The 14,891-nt window shown below is 58.8% G+C and carries 20 protein-coding genes and 5 pseudogenes; 7 read left to right on the forward strand and 18 right to left on the reverse strand.

What is annotated here, in order from left to right:
* Positions 1 to 96: 96 nt before the first annotated feature.
* Both FHX15_RS31235 and FHX15_RS28845 read right to left on the reverse strand, forming a co-directional pair.
* Positions 97 to 264: pseudogene (locus FHX15_RS31235) on the reverse strand (CopG family transcriptional regulator); the annotation flags it as partial.
* A 431-nt stretch (positions 265 to 695) separates the two neighbouring features.
* Positions 696 to 1,685, reverse strand: coding sequence for a LuxR C-terminal-related transcriptional regulator (locus tag FHX15_RS28845; RefSeq protein WP_184401774.1), 990 nt, complete (start codon positions 1,683 to 1,685; stop codon positions 696 to 698).
* Positions 1,686 to 2,052: 367 nt separating this feature from the next.
* Between FHX15_RS28845 and FHX15_RS28850 the strand changes: the two genes are divergently transcribed.
* The 4 genes and pseudogenes from FHX15_RS28850 to FHX15_RS28865 all read left to right on the forward strand — a co-directional run.
* On the forward strand, positions 2,053 to 2,652 hold the full coding sequence (locus FHX15_RS28850; RefSeq protein ID WP_184401775.1) for a LysE family transporter: 600 nt from the start codon (positions 2,053 to 2,055) through the stop codon (positions 2,650 to 2,652).
* Between the two features lie 283 nt (positions 2,653 to 2,935).
* Positions 2,936 to 4,258, forward strand: coding sequence for a type II toxin-antitoxin system HipA family toxin (locus FHX15_RS28855; protein ID WP_184401776.1), 1,323 nt, complete (start codon positions 2,936 to 2,938; stop codon positions 4,256 to 4,258).
* Positions 4,259 to 4,279: 21 nt separating this feature from the next.
* The gene (locus tag FHX15_RS28860) at positions 4,280 to 4,603 is read left to right on the forward strand and encodes a helix-turn-helix transcriptional regulator (protein WP_184401777.1); all 324 of its coding nucleotides are present in this window, start codon (positions 4,280 to 4,282) and stop codon (positions 4,601 to 4,603) included.
* 358 nt (positions 4,604 to 4,961) lie between these two features.
* Positions 4,962 to 5,260 (forward strand): annotated as a pseudogene (locus tag FHX15_RS28865) (zincin-like metallopeptidase domain-containing protein); the annotation flags it as partial.
* Positions 5,261 to 5,348: 88 nt separating this feature from the next.
* Here the strand turns inward: FHX15_RS28865 and FHX15_RS28870 are convergent.
* Positions 5,349 to 5,837, reverse strand: a complete 489-nt coding sequence (locus FHX15_RS28870) for a hypothetical protein (RefSeq protein WP_184401778.1) — start codon at positions 5,835 to 5,837, stop codon at positions 5,349 to 5,351.
* A gap of 256 nt (positions 5,838 to 6,093) precedes the next feature.
* Positions 6,094 to 6,495, reverse strand: coding sequence for a hypothetical protein (locus FHX15_RS28875; protein ID WP_184401779.1), 402 nt, complete (start codon positions 6,493 to 6,495; stop codon positions 6,094 to 6,096).
* Positions 6,496 to 6,865: 370 nt separating this feature from the next.
* On the opposite strand from FHX15_RS28875, the gene FHX15_RS28880 reads away from it, so the two are divergent.
* A complete protein-coding gene (locus FHX15_RS28880) occupies positions 6,866 to 7,111 on the forward strand; it encodes a type II toxin-antitoxin system Phd/YefM family antitoxin (RefSeq protein ID WP_184401780.1) in 246 nt (81 codons plus the stop codon).
* Positions 7,112 to 7,774: 663 nt separating this feature from the next.
* Here the strand turns inward: FHX15_RS28880 and FHX15_RS31895 are convergent.
* The 8 genes and pseudogenes from FHX15_RS31895 to FHX15_RS28910 all read right to left on the reverse strand — a co-directional run bounded on the left by FHX15_RS31895 (position 7,775) and on the right by FHX15_RS28910 (position 11,038).
* Positions 7,775 to 7,960 carry a hypothetical protein gene (locus FHX15_RS31895; protein WP_409527044.1) on the reverse strand — a complete coding sequence of 62 codons (186 nt, stop codon included), beginning with the start codon at positions 7,958 to 7,960 and terminating at the stop codon, positions 7,775 to 7,777.
* A pseudogene (locus FHX15_RS31240) lies at positions 7,923 to 8,296 on the reverse strand (HWE histidine kinase domain-containing protein). The gene FHX15_RS31895 and the pseudogene FHX15_RS31240 overlap by 38 nt, the downstream one beginning before the upstream one ends.
* A 92-nt stretch (positions 8,297 to 8,388) precedes the next feature.
* Positions 8,389 to 8,688: a PAS domain-containing protein gene (locus FHX15_RS31245; protein WP_246779129.1), complete on the reverse strand. Its 300-nt coding sequence runs from the start codon at positions 8,686 to 8,688 to the stop codon at positions 8,389 to 8,391.
* Positions 8,689 to 8,773: 85 nt separating this feature from the next.
* On the reverse strand, positions 8,774 to 9,049 hold the full coding sequence (locus FHX15_RS28890; protein WP_184401781.1) for a hypothetical protein: 276 nt from the start codon (positions 9,047 to 9,049) through the stop codon (positions 8,774 to 8,776).
* A 97-nt stretch (positions 9,050 to 9,146) separates the two neighbouring features.
* The gene (locus FHX15_RS28895) at positions 9,147 to 9,527 is read right to left on the reverse strand and encodes a DUF6481 family protein (RefSeq protein ID WP_184401782.1); all 381 of its coding nucleotides are present in this window, start codon (positions 9,525 to 9,527) and stop codon (positions 9,147 to 9,149) included.
* 29 nt (positions 9,528 to 9,556) lie between these two features.
* Complete coding sequence (locus FHX15_RS28900) at positions 9,557 to 9,781, reverse strand: hypothetical protein (RefSeq protein WP_184401783.1); 225 nt, start codon at positions 9,779 to 9,781, stop codon at positions 9,557 to 9,559.
* A gap of 118 nt (positions 9,782 to 9,899) precedes the next feature.
* Entirely contained in the window at positions 9,900 to 10,109 is a 210-nt protein-coding gene (locus tag FHX15_RS28905) for a cold-shock protein (RefSeq protein ID WP_016736157.1), read from the reverse strand.
* 515 nt (positions 10,110 to 10,624) lie between these two features.
* A complete protein-coding gene (locus FHX15_RS28910; RefSeq protein ID WP_184401784.1) occupies positions 10,625 to 11,038 on the reverse strand; it encodes a hypothetical protein in 414 nt (137 codons plus the stop codon).
* Between the two features lie 240 nt (positions 11,039 to 11,278).
* Here FHX15_RS28910 and FHX15_RS31655 point away from each other — a divergent pair.
* Positions 11,279 to 11,464 (forward strand): annotated as a pseudogene (locus FHX15_RS31655) (SOS response-associated peptidase); the annotation flags it as partial.
* A 26-nt stretch (positions 11,465 to 11,490) separates the two neighbouring features.
* Here FHX15_RS31655 and xth read toward each other — a convergent pair.
* The 3 genes from xth to FHX15_RS28925 all read right to left on the reverse strand — a co-directional run bounded on the left by xth (position 11,491) and on the right by FHX15_RS28925 (position 13,407).
* Positions 11,491 to 12,291, reverse strand: coding sequence for an exodeoxyribonuclease III (gene xth, locus FHX15_RS28915; protein ID WP_184401785.1), 801 nt, complete (start codon positions 12,289 to 12,291; stop codon positions 11,491 to 11,493).
* A 3-nt stretch (positions 12,292 to 12,294) separates the two neighbouring features.
* The gene (locus FHX15_RS28920; RefSeq protein WP_184401786.1) at positions 12,295 to 12,471 is read right to left on the reverse strand and encodes a DUF3606 domain-containing protein; all 177 of its coding nucleotides are present in this window, start codon (positions 12,469 to 12,471) and stop codon (positions 12,295 to 12,297) included.
* 81 nt (positions 12,472 to 12,552) lie between these two features.
* On the reverse strand, positions 12,553 to 13,407 hold the full coding sequence (locus tag FHX15_RS28925) for an SDR family oxidoreductase (protein ID WP_184401787.1): 855 nt from the start codon (positions 13,405 to 13,407) through the stop codon (positions 12,553 to 12,555).
* A gap of 193 nt (positions 13,408 to 13,600) precedes the next feature.
* Between FHX15_RS28925 and FHX15_RS28930 the strand changes: the two genes are divergently transcribed.
* Positions 13,601 to 13,888 (forward strand): helix-turn-helix domain-containing protein, encoded by a 288-nt coding sequence (locus FHX15_RS28930; RefSeq protein WP_246779139.1) that lies wholly within the window; start codon positions 13,601 to 13,603, stop codon positions 13,886 to 13,888.
* Between the two features lie 151 nt (positions 13,889 to 14,039).
* Here FHX15_RS28930 and FHX15_RS31900 read toward each other — a convergent pair whose 3' ends face one another.
* The 3 genes and pseudogenes from FHX15_RS31900 to FHX15_RS31660 all read right to left on the reverse strand — a co-directional run.
* Complete coding sequence (locus FHX15_RS31900; RefSeq protein WP_409527045.1) at positions 14,040 to 14,411, reverse strand: LysR substrate-binding domain-containing protein; 372 nt, start codon at positions 14,409 to 14,411, stop codon at positions 14,040 to 14,042.
* Positions 14,384 to 14,809 carry a LysR substrate-binding domain-containing protein gene (locus tag FHX15_RS31250; protein WP_246779140.1) on the reverse strand — a complete coding sequence of 142 codons (426 nt, stop codon included), beginning with the start codon at positions 14,807 to 14,809 and terminating at the stop codon, positions 14,384 to 14,386. Before FHX15_RS31250 ends, FHX15_RS31900 begins: the two co-directional genes overlap by 28 nt.
* A gap of 21 nt (positions 14,810 to 14,830) precedes the next feature.
* Positions 14,831 to 14,878, reverse strand: a pseudogene (locus FHX15_RS31660) (hypothetical protein); the annotation flags it as partial.
* Positions 14,879 to 14,891: the final 13 nt, after the last annotated feature.

Below are 14,891 nucleotides of genomic sequence, written 5' to 3' on the forward strand. Positions count from 1 at the left end.
TCCATTCATCAGCCTGCCAGCAGCAAGCTGACACTCATCCGGCCCTCTGGGATGAGCCGTGGCCGTCAAGCTACACCACTCCGTGGGACACGATCCCATCAACTCCCGGACGATGAACCTAATTGTATCATTGCGCGTCTTGCCGAACTCGTCAGGCAGATCGCTCAGAGCTTCTTCAATGTCGTCGTCGAAGGCGATCGATCCGCAATTGCCTAACTGCAGCGCAGCGCGACCCAGCATAATCTGCAGATCAGGCCGCTGGACGCCTCGAAGCGGGTAGAACCTTTGACCCTCCTATTTTCCGGCTACACGGTCAGGTCTCGTCACCAAAATCTCGGCTTGCAGTAATGTCGCCATAAGAGCATCGGCTTAGCGCCGATGGCCTTGCTCCATACCCTTCGGATGATCCACCGGCGATCAAAACCCCATTGCTCCGCGGCGGTCGACAGCCCACCTGCGAGTGCGAACGATTTCCGCGACCTTTTTGCAGTTGAACAGAATCGAACCGTCGGCCCGCGGTTCTTCGTACCAATCGAAACAGGCTCAAGATTTCTATTCCGGGAGAGCGTCCTTCTCTCACTCCTCCCTGAACGCGCGTGCGACCTTGTCCATTAACGGCTTCGTCAGATAAGCCGGAGAAGTCTTGGCCGGTAACGTCTTTGTCACAAAGAAAGCCGCTTCGTGCGACGTTCGGATTAAGGGCGGGCAGCCATGACAAGGCGGATGAGACCCGCGCGGCGGCTGACACCCATCTTCGCGAAGATCGAAGACAGATGCTTCTTGATGGTGTTCGGCGATACCCCCAGCGCGCTCGCGATCTCCGCTACGGTGTGAATCTCCAGCGCGGCCTGAAGAACACGCATCTCGGAGGGCGTCAGGCCATAAAGGTTTGCACAGGCCTCAACTCCGGATTTCGGGACGGTCTCCGTGCGCCGCACGAACAATGCTGCACGCGCCGACCGGCCGACCCGCTCGAAGGCAGCCTGCGTTTGCGAATCCGGCGCGAGTTGCATCAGCGAGGCGATCCATTCGCCACCTTGACTGTCGATCAACTTGATCAGCGCAGGACGGTCAAGAAGAAGCTGCTCCGGCCGACCATGATCGCCCGACAACACCTCGCGGAGCAGCCGATGGGCGTTGGGGTCGGAGAATGTTAGGCCGAACGCGTCGTCGCGGATGATGTCGCCCATGGTTAGAAGCGATTGCGCACTCTGGTTAGTCCAGGTCACTTGGCCGCCTGGATCGAGAATGAACACGCCGGCCTCCACCCGGTTCAGCGCCGCTTCCAGCGACAGAATACGCTTTTCGTGTCTTCCAAATTCGCGGCGAATTAGCGCGGAGCGTTGCAGATGCGGCGCCAGCCTCTTCAGCCTCATCCGCAAGTTCTCGTCCACGAGACCATAGCGATCGCCAGTAATAACCGTGAAAGCTGCGGCGCTGGCCTCGTAGCGTTGAATATTGAAGATGGCCGCGTCCAGAAAGCCTTGCGGAGCTGCCCATTCACGAAAGAAACGGCTGGCCTGAAACTCTTCTGAGGGAACGAGATCACGGCTCGAAAAACACATCTCCCGGTTTGATGAAGATTGACGCCGGGTAGGTGGGATTGAGGGTGACAAATTTCTCACGATATAAGCGGAGGAAATCTGGCGCGATCCCCCAGGAATAGACGGTCTCGCCCATCCCATTGGTCGCGTCACGCCAATAGATGCGAGAAGCGCTGCCGCCAGTATAGTCACAGATCTGATGTAGCGTCTCCGGCCAAATCGTCTCGTCGAGAATAGTATCGTAGATCAGGCCGATGATCTCCGATAACCTTTCCAGCTCCGATGTTGAATGTTTCATCCAAACGCCCCGACGCGTGACCGACGCTAGTCTTGCCGTGAGACGATAACGTGGCGCTGAAATTTTAACAAGCACTACTCGTTCAGGTGATGCAGACCCGGATTCAGGATGATCTTCTTCTAATTGTGACGTGTCGATCGTCAAAACAAGAATGCCAAGGAGGTGTTATTTAAAGTAGCGCCTTCTCAGGGAACACCGAGAGGGGTGGGTGTGGATCATTTTATCTCAAGCTTCGTCTTCGGGCTGTCGATCGCTATGCCGTTCGGGCCGGTCAGTATGATGTGCCTGGAGCAGAGTCTCGTGCGTGGGGTGGGACCTGGGTTGGCAAGTGGTGCAGGCGCAGCAACGACCCATGGTCTCTATGCGACCTTGGCAGTATTTGGCGCCCATGTCTCGGCCGCACCTTTCGCCGGATTTCAAACGCAATCTCATTTTTTCTCGGGGGTGGTCTTTGTGCTGATAGGTATTTGGACCCTCTTCCGACAACCTAGTGCCCGGGACAACAAGATACTAACCAAGGGTGAACTCGGGTCATTTTTTGCCGGTGCAGGTTTGGCATTGGCGAACCCTATGACGCTGCTGCCCTATCTCGCGTTCGCCGGCTCCCTCGTGCTGACCGATGAGATCGGGGGACCCTTCCACATCCTGATCGTCTGCGGAGTGGGCCTCGGCACGCTCTCCTGGTATTGGACGATGAGCGGATCAGTGTGGCTCTTTCGCCAGCGCCTCCCGAGCCAGCTTCTCACGCACCTCCACCTCATAGCGGGGCCGGCGTTAATCGCGATCGGCATCGTGACGGCACTGCGGTAACTCTCTTGCCGTCTCTATGCATGGCATACCGTCCTGCCAGCCATTCTTCAGGTCATAGGATCCGAACGACTGCCAGCATAGTGCAATTGCATTCAGCCGCGCTCACAGCCAATCGCTATCCGCTCTTGCAGCATCCCTGGACAATCTCAACCAGGGCAACAAGCAGGTAGTGACCCTCGTTTGCACAACTGGCTGGTCGCGCGACGCCCAAATTATTGATCCACTATAATGGGTTGATTTTATCTCAGAAAGGCTTTAATTGATCCATCATAGGGGTCGATAGATGCGACTAGCGCTGCAAATCCATTTTGACCACGAGTGGCATCAGGCCGCGACCTTAGAGATAAAAGATAACGACGCCGGCTACCAGGGGGCGTCGATCGTCGACTATGACCTCGACTATTTCATTGCGGAAGCATCTCAGGAATTCGCTTCGGGCGAAAAGGTTTGCGACCTACGCGCACTGTCCGTCCGCTATCCGGTGGACCTCGAGAACCGATATGACCCTCATTGGCCTCCCTTCCTGCTGGACCTCATGCCGCAAGGACATGCGAGGCGAAGGCTCGCCGAACATCTAGGGCTCGTCGAGGCAGCGCGCGCATCCGATCTTCCCCTGCTTCTCCGATCAGCCACAGGTGGCATAGGCAATATTCGGATCAGGCAAGCAGCCGATTCCGAAGCAGAACGTCTGCATGGCGTGCAGCGCCAAGGCGTCACCGAGGCGCAAATTCTGGAGCGATCCGACCGCTTCATGGAAGTCGCCGATCGTTTCGGAGTGCTCGCCTCCGGCTCGAGTGGCCTTCAGGGTGAGTGGCCGAAAGTTTCGATGACCCAGGCCACTGATGGATTGTATTACCCGGACAGCTTCGTCTCTGACGACGAAGCTATACGACATGTTATCGTCAAACTGGTTCGCAGCACCGAGCCCACGGATCGTCTGATCCTTGAGGGCGAAGGCCTTTATTCCCGCATTGCCGCGGAGATCGGCCTGAATGTCAGCGAAGTCTCGACCTACGCCGAAGGCGTGCTGATCATTCCTCGTTTCGATCGGCAAATGGGGCGAGGTGGCCAGGTACTGCGCCTCGGACAGGAAAGCCTGGTGTCGGCTATCGGTGTCGCCGATTTCGGCTTTATCGGCGCGCACGAAGCCTATATCGAAGTCTTGAGGCGATTTTCGTCCGATCCGTTCGCGGACGTCGTTGAGTATTTGAAGCGCGACATTGCCAACCTCGCCCTCGGAAATCCCGACAATCACGGTCGGAACTCGGCATTGAGCAAGCATCCTGATGGGACGATCAGGCTGTCGCCGCTATTCGATTTTGCCCCCATGCGTCTCGCCAAGGAAGGCATAATTCGCTCCACACGGTGGGCTTCCATGCGTGATGCGGGCCTCGATCACCTTCCCGATTGGAAACTGGTCTGCAGCGAGCTTATGCTAGGCGCCGATGAACAGGGGCGCCTTATGGATACGCTCAGCCAATTTGCCGATCGCCTGAGGCAGGCTCCCCAAATCGCGGAAGACTACGGAGCAGCGCGCGAGATTATCGATCGGGCCATGAGCCGCTGTGTTGAGATTGCGGACAGTCTTTCGGTGGCCTGCACTTAATATCGGAAGTAGGCAGATCAGATGGCTCGCTGGAAAAAACCCACGAAAGAGAAAATTCTGGAGGATCGCAGAATTCTTGCGGAGCGGGCGCACCACGGCGCGCTGCGCCTGCCTGGCGCAGTTGCCGAAATCCGCAAGAGCTTTGGGATGACGCAGGAGGAGTTCTCCAAGATGCTTGGGCTCACGCGACGGCAAATCGCAGAAATCGAAGCCGGCACCGCGAACCCAACATTTGAAACGCTTGACAAAATCGGCAAGCTCTTCGGCTTCACCGTCGGTTTTGTACCAAGGACTGCCCGGGAGTTGCCCTCGAAATTGCCGTCCGAACGACAACGAGAGCCCTGAGGGAGGCGCCAACGCTGCTCGGTCTTCCAGTCGCAGTACCATGATGACATCGTCAACCCTGCCGACGTGGTAGCGCGCAAAGGGCCGGGGCCGCGGTATTGGCCGGCGTGAACGAGCCTCCAAACGTAGGCCGAACGGTCTTCCTGGGAACCCTGTGGCTCCAACACCGTCACGAGGGCTGGAGAGTGTCGCGCAGCCCACAGAGGACTCAGGAGACCAAGTGCAGGCATTTGCCGGCACCCCGGTCCGCCATCTCTACTCGCCCGCTGCGGGTTCGGGTTCCTTTGCCTCTTGTGCTAGCTGCATGCGGCATAATCCAGCTTACGGGCATAATGCGTCTTATGCCGATATCGGCAACACCCACTGGGCCGGTGCCTCGCACCGGCTCAATCGCGACCTCTCAAGGTATGCGAAAGATCGCACGGAGCGCGCCCGCGAAGAACTGATCGCCGAGCTTGGCAGTTGCTTCCATTGTGCCGACCTCGGTATCGCGCCGGAGCTCGAGCCGCCACCGGATCACGCGTCCTGTCTGAAGCCCTGGCTATCGGTCCTGCCGATGACAAGCGGACAATCTTCCAGGCGGCAGCTCATGCGCAACGCGCCGTGAGCTTCTTACATTCGTTGCAACCTGAAGCGGACGTGAAAGTCGCGGCCTAACGCTCATCTGGTCCTGCCCAAACCGAGATTGATGAAGATCATGGACGCCGCCTCGCGGAGCCTTCCCGATCGGGGACGGCGGCCACGACTAACGCACGTCGAACCTCGCGAGCATTTGGCGCAATTGCGCGTTCTGCTCGACGAGCCTCTTTCCAAGCTGGCGCCGCAACGCAGCGACCTCCGCATCGAGGTCGGCCATTTCATCCGCGAAGGATTTCGGGCCGGCTGCGACGTCAGGAGATTCTTCTAACGCAGTTCCGACCGAAGCCGTCGGCTCCACGATCGGCTCAACCTTCTTTCGACGTGCCGACGCTGGCTTCACCGGTGTTTCGGCAGCTTTGGTCCTAGGGGAAGCAGGTGAGGTTTCCTCGGCCCGCCGCGTGGTGGGGACCTTTGCGGGCTCTTCAGTACCGACTGCGGCCGCGGGAGCTTCTGCTGCAACTGATGCCGCCGTTCCGGCTTCAGTCGGATCGGTATCAAATTGGGGTCGGCTTGCCTCGACTTGCGTCTGGGAGCCGGGTTCAGCGGAGCGGCCGACTTCAGCCGCATCGAGGCCAGGTTGTTCCTCCTCGGACACAGGCTTGTATTCGATAGCGATGGTCTTCGGTGCGACTGCTGAGCTCTCGTCATGACCATGTGTCTTCGGCTTACGCGACACCAGGTCAGCTACAAATCTCCATGGCGTTCTCATTGCATTCAACCTTCAAAGCATGGTGGCGGGACATCGCCGCGGTCGTTCGCTGTTACCAAGACCGCGTTGATCTTGGTCCGATCAGACGAAAGATCGACGGCGCCATCGCGTTGAAATACGTGGCGCCGCTCAAAATCAGAATTCAGGCCTTGCCGAGGCGCTTGCGCAGATCCGCATTTTCGGCCCGCAGTTTTTCGGAGAGTTCCTTGCGAAGCTGCCTATTCTCTTCCTCAAGCTTGATGAGGTCGGCGATATCGTCGATCATGTCAACAGAGGTAGCGACCGGAGCGGAAGCAGCAGCCTCGACGCGAGGCGCGCGGGTGGCGACCGACTTCGGCGCGGCAACTGCCTTTTCAGCCTTGACCGGAACCGGCTTGGAACCACGCTTCGCCCGCGTCTTCTTGGCCGGCTTTTCGGCAGGTGCAGCGATGGCATCGACGGAGCTGGCTTCGGCGGCGGCTTTCGGCGTCCGTGGCTTGCGGGTCTTCTTTTCAGCGGCAGCTTCGGTCGTGGCAGTGGTCTCAATCATGGTTTCGTCAGCCATCAGTGTTCTCCTCTGTTAGGCGGGCCAAGCATTTGTTTCGGCGCCATTTAAAGTCAATGCGCTGAAGCGCGTTTTCACGAGCATTCGGTGTATGCGGCGCAGCCATGGGCGAATTCCCTTGATTGCGCGACAAGGGACCGGTCTATTAGCAGACTTGATGAAGCAGCTCTGATTAAAGAGCGGCTGCGCCTTGATAGATTTCCCGTAAGGGCCACAATCACGTTCTTACCCTTGTCGGCTGCGCTGCCTGGTGAGAACATATCTCGATCGGCTCTCCAGGCCGGCGGTAAAAGCGAACCGGCTGCAGCAAACTACTGACTTGCGTGAATCGCATAGAATACGTGTTTTACGTAATTGCCTGGAGGTACCTATGAAGCAGTTTTCGTTTTCCGATATGAACCGGGCCTCGGGAGAGATCCTAGAGGCGGCCTTGATCGAGCCGGTGGCGCTCACCAAGCGCGGCAAGGAAAAGCTCGTCATTCTGACGACGGAACAGTATCGAAAGCTTGTCGGCGCTTCGCACACCGTGGCCTACGGTCTCGACGACGCGCCCGATGCGGTCCATGCGGAGCTGATGAGCGGCCTCGACGCATTGCTTGAGGACGATCATGTTTAATGCAGGCGACGTGGGGGGTGCTTCGATAGCAGTGATATTTCGGAAAACACCGTCCAGGTTCGCGCCCGCCCTGACGGAGCCATTGGCTGATCCTTCTCCAAGCAACGGCTCGCCCACCGCGGTCTCGATGCGGCTTGTCTGACCAAAAACCGCCTCGCAAGCTCGGCTCGATCGTCTTTCCGCAACGGCCTGCTCGTTTTCTTCCCCTGGTCGCTATGCGCCCATCCTCGCGGGGCAAGAAAGCCTCGGCCAAGGCCGTCCTTCACTTCGTTACGGCCCTAAGGGATTCCGATTTTTGGAACGCCATGCCAATGAAGCGGTTCGTTGACCGGCTTTTGGCGCTCCGCGAGCTTCAATTGCTCCCGCTCCGCCCGCCCGCTTCTCGAGCTTCGACAAGAGGGATGCGCGTTGCTAATCGTGATAGCTCTGCCCGCCATCTTTGCAGCCCGGCGCCAGTGAGACGGGACGCCTAGAGGTACGCAGCCGCAAAGCGTCTGTCGGCGAGCTGCCTTCTCGCGTGTCCCAAATTTTTAGGTGGGCCTGGATCGTTCGGCAAGCAGCGCGGATGTCGCAGACCATCTGGTCGGCTTCTCCCTGGTATAATCAGAGCGAGGCCGAAGATCCCAGTCCGACCTGGATGCGTGCAAGCGGCGCTGTCAGCTTCTAGACGATTAGCCCGTCCGTCGAGCTCCATTTCGCCTGGCCGGACAAGGCGGAAAGGCTATCGAGAACCATGGCGCCAAAACCCTCCTCCTGCGCCAGCAAGTCGGCATAAGCCACGGCCGGCTCAGACCAGACGAGCTCGAATATGTCACCGCCCTCTTCGCTCGTCAGCCGATATTCCGCCACCGTCCGTGACTCCGAAGCTCATCGCATTCATGATCAGTTCGTGGAAGGCCATGCCAAGATTAAGGACAGCGTTGGCGTCAAGTACGATCTCCGGCCCCACAATTTCGACCGGCTGTAGTGCCTCAAAGGGTTGGAGATGATGCCCCACGAGATCGGCAAGCCTCACCCCCGCCCAATCGACATGCGACAGCAGATCATGTGTATGAGACAGCGCCATGATACGTTCGCGGACCCGCCTCTCAATTCTTCGATTGAGCGAGACCGTGTCGCCGTCTGCCTAATAACGGCAAGGACGACGGCGTATTGATTTTTTACGCGATGATTGATTTCTCGCATCAAAAGGCGAAGCCGGTGATCGCTCTCGCGGGTCTCCGAGATGTCCCGGGCGATGCTCGATGCACCGACGAGTTTCCCGGCCCGACTTTTGATTAGAGAATGGTGATCGAGATCGGGACCATCCGGCCGTCTCGGTGGCGGCGCGTCGTCTGGAATGGTTCGACCCGCTCGCCCAGTTTCAGCCGGCGCAGGATGTCCGCCTCCTCATCCCGTTTGTCGTCGGGTATGATCAGATAGATCGGCTTTCCGATCGCTTCGGTTTCCGGATAGCCGAACATGCGTTCGGCCGCCCTGTTCCAGCTGACGATCGTGCCTGAAAGATCCTTACTGATGATCGCGTCGAAGGAAGACTCGACGATGGCTGCAAGGCGTTCTGCGCTATGTTCTTCCATGCCCGACCGCTTGGCTTATTGCTGCTTACGTGGGGATGATTTAGGCAGCGGCCTCACAGATCAACCTTGAAGACCATGAGAATATTCATGCCCGGTCATAGGTGAAGGACGTCAAGAGCGTCGTCACGAAATTGCTGGCTCGTTCCTTGACCAGCATCTCGGTCCACTCGTTGGTGCCGCGAAGCCTCAAATCTGTCTGGATGCTGTCGACGGCCGCTTCTTCGATGCGCTTGATGTGGGAGCTGAAGGCCGCTTCACCAGCACCATGGTACATGTCCCGTATGACCATGCGCAGGATTTCCTGGATCGCTATCTGCCAGGCGGTATTGATTGCCTGCAGCTCGTTCGTGTCCGGTGCCATGAAAGGCTCCTAAAGAATGAGTAAGTTCGAGCGCGACTGTATATCACGCCCTGGTCTATTCCACGGCCCCATCCACTCAAAGGTGGGCGCCCGGACGTTAAGCCTGCCGGGCCTTGCGGGCAGCATAGCGTCTGTCCCGCTCAGCCTTGCGGGCTGCCTCGTCTTCAATGACACGGGATATCCGGGCATTCTCGGCAGACTGTCGCGCCTCAATCTCGGCCGCGGCGGCTGCCTCGATGGCTGCCTGCTCTTGCGCCGCAAGAGTTTCGAGCCGGGTGCGCTCCTCGACTTTCAGTCGTTCTCGTTCCGCGCGGCGCGCTTCGCGGGCTTCGACAAGCAAGATGCGCTCCGCCTGCCTGGCAGCTTGTGATGGCTCTGCCGCCGTCTTTGCTGCTCGGTATGCGATGAGAAGAGCTGCTTTGGCGTCCGCAGCAGCGGAGCGTCGGTCGGTGAGTTCGTTGTTTCTGGCGTGTCTCAAATCTATATCTGACTTTGCGTTTGGGATGATCAGCGGGACTTCGATCGTTTGGCAAGCAGCGCGGATGTTGCGGAGATCCGGCCAGCTTGCTCCTTGGCGAGCCGCGCTTCGCGCAGCCTGATGGTCTTGGCATCGCGCTCCTGAGCGATCGATGCGAGCTCTTCCGCCGCATTGTTCTTCGCGAAAAACTCGGTCTGGAGATTTCCGAAGGCTGCCTCGGCCTGCTGGCGAGATTTGCTGTATGTCTCTGTCATAGAATATCCTAAGCCATGAGGCCAAACGAAAGAGGCCAGGCGAACTGCCTGGCCTCAAACTGATACATTGCTTCCGGCAGTGCCAGTACATCCGTGGTCAAGGGAAGCAGGATATCGATTAAGCGGACTGCAGATTGCAGGCCGACATCTTGCCGGACTTACGATCGCGCTCGAGTTCGAAGCCGATCTTCTGGCCTTCGACGAGTTCGCGCATTCCGGCGCGCTCGACAGCCGAGATGTGAACGAAGGCGTCAGCGCCGCCGTCATCAGGCTGGATAAAGCCAAAGCCCTTGGTGGAATTAAACCATTTTACTGTGCCAGTGGTCATGATGAACCCTTTCAAGCATAAAGTTGATAAACTGCGAAGCTCACGCCACGCAGACGAAAACCGACTATTTTTGAAAGGGAAGTTCGCTTAAAGCACGGTGCCAATCGCGCGGTAGACAAAGCTCGGCAAGCAAAAGATCGATGAACGATGTATATGGCAGGAGAGCGGGCTCGTCAACGGTTAGTTTTCAGAGACCGCGCTGTTCTTCTTATGGTTGCGCTTTCGCGAAAGACCCGCGTCCGGCAGCGCGTCAGAGCGACGGTCCTTACCAGACCCCTCCAGCGCTCGTTTCAGATCATCGATGCCGCGCGTCCAAGCAAGGTCTTTTTGAAACAGGCAGCGACATCGAAACTCGGGCTGTAGCGGAACTGAAGATAATCAAGCCGCGCTGAGACGGTCGATCGTAGCCATCGTCACCGCCATTGCAGCCAAGGACGATGGGGAGAGGGGCCATTTCGGAGGGGATAATCAAGCGACCGGCGCGCAGCGATGATGCATCTCGTTCATCCATCGCGTCACCGCTCTTCAAGACTGATCTCGGCGGCATCCGGGACTGTCACAGCTAGAATATCCTGAATGGCCTTGCGCCGGGGCGCAGGAACGCTCGGCGATGCCGCAAGCGACTTCTGGATCGCCGACTTCAATCGATCGGCGGTCGACGCCAGTTTCGCTTCCGCGCGCGCCCGCAGATCGTCCGCAGTATCGCCGGATTTAGCGTTCGATGCCGGCCCCGTTTTCCTTGTCCTCGATACTGATCGTCGCGGAACGGATCGCGCGATCTTCTTTTCCGCGACTTCAGGCTCGGGCTGCCCGTCCGTTGTGGCCAACATCTCCAAGCCGGCTTTCACAAATCTCTCGCCGGACGACACCGACGTAGAATCGTATTCCTGCGTCGTTGCCGGCACAGGCAGCGCCGTGACAAACTCCACCTATGAAACATCAACAAGGTGCCCGCCCGCAATATCTGCGGCATGCTTGAACGGCTAGGTGGCATGATACCGAAGTTTCCGGCCAAAAATCGGCGGCTGGCTTCGACGAGCAGAATCATCGGATCCTCCGGCATCTGTCGCACCTCTTGCGACATCATCAGATCCCGCTCGCGGATCTGCTCGACCTTTGTCCAGCGCGGCAATCCCAGCAGCTCAAGCGTGCGCGACTCCGATTGATAGGCCAATCCTGTCCTGCTGCAGACGAGGGAAGAAACCAAAATCTGGATGCGGGCCCCTTGGGACGGGGCGAAGGACCTCGCTCGACCACTGCCGAACGATGCGCTGATCATTTTGTCGCGCGAACGCTACGGTCCATCGATCGTAACGAAGTCTGGCGAGCCGGTGGAACAAGACAGTCTATTGTAATCTACTGGCCTTCCGGCCGACTTCGTTCACTTCGCCTTTCGCTTCTTGAGCGGTACGTCGGCCAATTCGATCCAGACGGGGGCATGGTCGCTCGTGTGCTCCCATCCGCGCACATGCCTGGCGACCTCCGCCTTCAATAGCCTTGCCGCCGCCTCGGTGCTCAGCAGGAAATGGTCGATCCGCAGCCCGGCGTCGCGGGCATAGGCATTACGAAAATAGTCCCAGAACGTGTAGATACGTTCGTCCGGGTGCAGGTGGCGCAGAGCATCCGTCCAACCTTGGTCGACGAGTTTCCGATATGCTTCCCGGACTTCAACGCGGAACAATGCGTCGTTCGTCCAGCGCTCCGGCTTGTAGACGTCGATCTCCGTCGGCATGACATTGTAGTCGCCCACGAGCACGACCGGAACTTCCAGTTCGAGGAGCTCAGCCGCATAGTCATGCAGCCTTTTGAACCAGCGGAGTTTGTAGTCGAATTTCGGGCCGGGGTATGGATTCCCGTTCGGGAGATAAAGCCCTCCAATGACGATCCCGTCGACGATGGCCTCGATGTAGCGGCTGTGCTCGTCTTCGGGTTTGCCCGGCAGACCTTTTCTCGTGAGGTGGGGTTCCTGCCCTCTTGCCAGGATTGCGACGCCGTTCCAGGACTTCTGGCCCTGCCAGACGGCCCCGTACCCCGCTGCCTCGATCGCCTTGATCGGAAACTTTTCCTGCGGCGCCTTCAGCTCCTGGAGGCAGACGACGTCCGGCGCGGCCTCATCCAACCATCTGAGGAGGACTTTAAGCCGGCCGTTGACGCCGTTGACGTTATAGGTCGCAAGCTTCACGGCTCAGTGTCGGCCAATTTCCTGCTCGACTTTCTTGCCAGAGTCGCCGGCGCTCTTCACGGCCTTCTTGACCGTGCCCTTGGAGACGCCTTCCTTCTTCGCCTCGTAGCGGACTTCATGATCATGCCCGCCAGCGACCTTGGCTCTATCCTGTGCTCTGCCTCGGGGAGTCGTTGCCATTGGGGGTTCTCCTGATGGTTTCAATCTCCGGAAAACGGAAGCAGACTCAGGAAGTTCCATACTTGTTGGTGCGAGAATTCCTCAAGATCGCAACGCGGCGGCGACCAGGCTCTGCATCGAAGTGGTCGGCCGACCGATCAGCCGGCCTAACGCACCACCGTCGTCAAACAGCGCCCCGCGCGAGGCAGCGGCGTCGGCATCGGCCAGAAGAGCGGCTAGATCGGCGGGCAGCCCAGCGCCCGTCAGGACATCACGATAGGCAACCTCGGACAGGTCGTTGTAAATGATCGTCTTGCCCGACTGGCGCGAGACCTCTGCGGCAAGCTCGGCAAGGGTAAAGGCCTGGTCGGCTGCAAGCTCATAGGTCTTCCCGGCATGCCCACCAGTCGCCAGCACCGCAGCTGCGGCCTCGGCATAGTCCTGCCGGGCCGCGGACGAGAAGCGCCCACCCTTCGCGGCGCCGACGAAGGCGCCGTGCTCAAGCGCTGGAGGGAGCGCCATGAGGTGGTTTTCGGTGTACCAGCCATTGCGTAGGATCACCGCGGGCAGTCCCGAGGCCGCGATGACCTCCTCTGTCTGGCGATGCTCGATTGCGAGCCTTGCCGGCGACGTGTCGGCATGCAGCATGCTCGTGTAGGCGATCAGCGAAACCCCAGCCTGCGTGGCCGCGTCGATCACGGCCCGATGACGAGGCAAGCGGCCTGTGACTTCGGTCGAGGAAATCAGCAGCAGTTTCTCCACCCCGGCCAGCGCCGGACCAAGCGTCTCGGGGCGGCTATAATCCGCCTCATGCACGATCACCCCGCGTTCAGCCAGATCGCCGGCCTTTGCCGGATTGCGAACCGCCGCGACAATCCGGTTGGCGGGAATGGTTTTCAGCAGCGCCTCGATCACGAGGCGGCCAAGTTGTCCTGTTGCTCCAGTTACTGCGTACATAGGTCACCCATTTCTTGGTTGTGGGATGGAAGAGCCTCTGAATATCGACCATCGTTACCAATGGAAACCACGTATCTTGTGGTAACGTTCATTTTCCGGTAACCAACTGGAAACTGCCAGCCAAGGAAGCGTGATGGTCCTTAAAGTGCGAAAGAAGGTGATGGAGCTCCCCGGCTGTCCAATGTCGAAATGCATGGATCTGCTCGGCGGTTGCTGGACGCCGGAGGTGCTCTGGTCTCTCAGTGAAGGCCCACGCCGGTTTTCGGAACTGCGCCGGGACAATCCACTCATTTCGGCGAAAGTGATGACGAGCAGGCTGCGGGATCTAGAACAACGCGGCGTCCTCACGCGTAAGGTGATGCCAACATCCCCGCCGACAGTGGAATATGAGTTGTCTGAATTGGGAAAGGCACTGCTCCCGGCGATCAGGTCCATCGTCGAAGTCGGGACCCGCCTCCTGTTGCGCGATTCGAGGTCTTGAAAGGCTAACGAACCGGCTACCGTGGCCGACAAATCTCCTGTAAAACCCAAGCTGCATCCGATGCATATGCCATCAACGCTTCGACTGCGACCGCCTTGTGCATTTGAGCAGTGCCGCTCCAAGGACCTCGGCACACGCCAGTCACCGCGCCTTACCTGCATCTATTAACTCCCGCCTGCATCATTGCCCTTAAATTGCTGGCTTTGCGATCTCCTCGCAGAACGCAACAAAGGCCTCGACTTTGGTCAGGCGGCAAGCGCCGGGAGGGCCGGACAGCGTAAGGAGGAAAGGTCTCGCAAAGCCAATCAGGGAAAAGCCCGACCAATGTCCCGGCAACCAGATGATCTGCGACTGCAAAGGCCAGCACCTGAGCTATCCCCAGTCCTGCCAGACACGCTTCAACCATCGTATCCGGGTCGTGAAGGTGAATTGACCGCTCGTCTTCACCATGACCGTCTCGGGAGATTGCTGAAACTCCCACTCGAACGGCCTGCCTCACTGTGGGTCCACGAACTGGGTGCATTCGTCGGTGACGAGGTCCATCGGCCTTTGAGGACGCCCCTTCGTCACGAGATACCTTCGCGAGGCGACTGTCAGCACGCGCGTTTCCAGCAGCAAGCGTGATGACATGGTGGAGTCCGGCTGCGAACCGAAACGGATCGCCACATCAGCGCCATCGGCGACCAGATCGCCACCATCCTGTTGCGGGACAAGGGTAAGCCGAAGCTGTGAGTAACGGGCCGCAAATTCCGGCAGACGAGGTGCCAGCACGTTTCGGGCAAAGATTGGGTTCACGCTTGCCCGGAGCAAGCCTTGAACTTGACCCACCGCGCCCGCTGCCAGACTTGCCGCCTCTTCGATCCCGCAGAGATGAGGAGCGGCAAGCTCGTAAAGCCGCGCCCCCTCATTGGTAAGCCTCAAGGATCGCGTGCTCCGGTCAAGGAGCCGCACACCGATTCGCTCTTCGAGCCGTGGCACCGAACGGCTCACCCCGATGCTGTGA

The sequence above is a fragment of the Rhizobium sp. BK650 genome (assembly GCF_014195325.1).
In the GTDB taxonomy this organism is placed as follows: Bacteria; Pseudomonadota; Alphaproteobacteria; order Rhizobiales; family Rhizobiaceae; genus Rhizobium.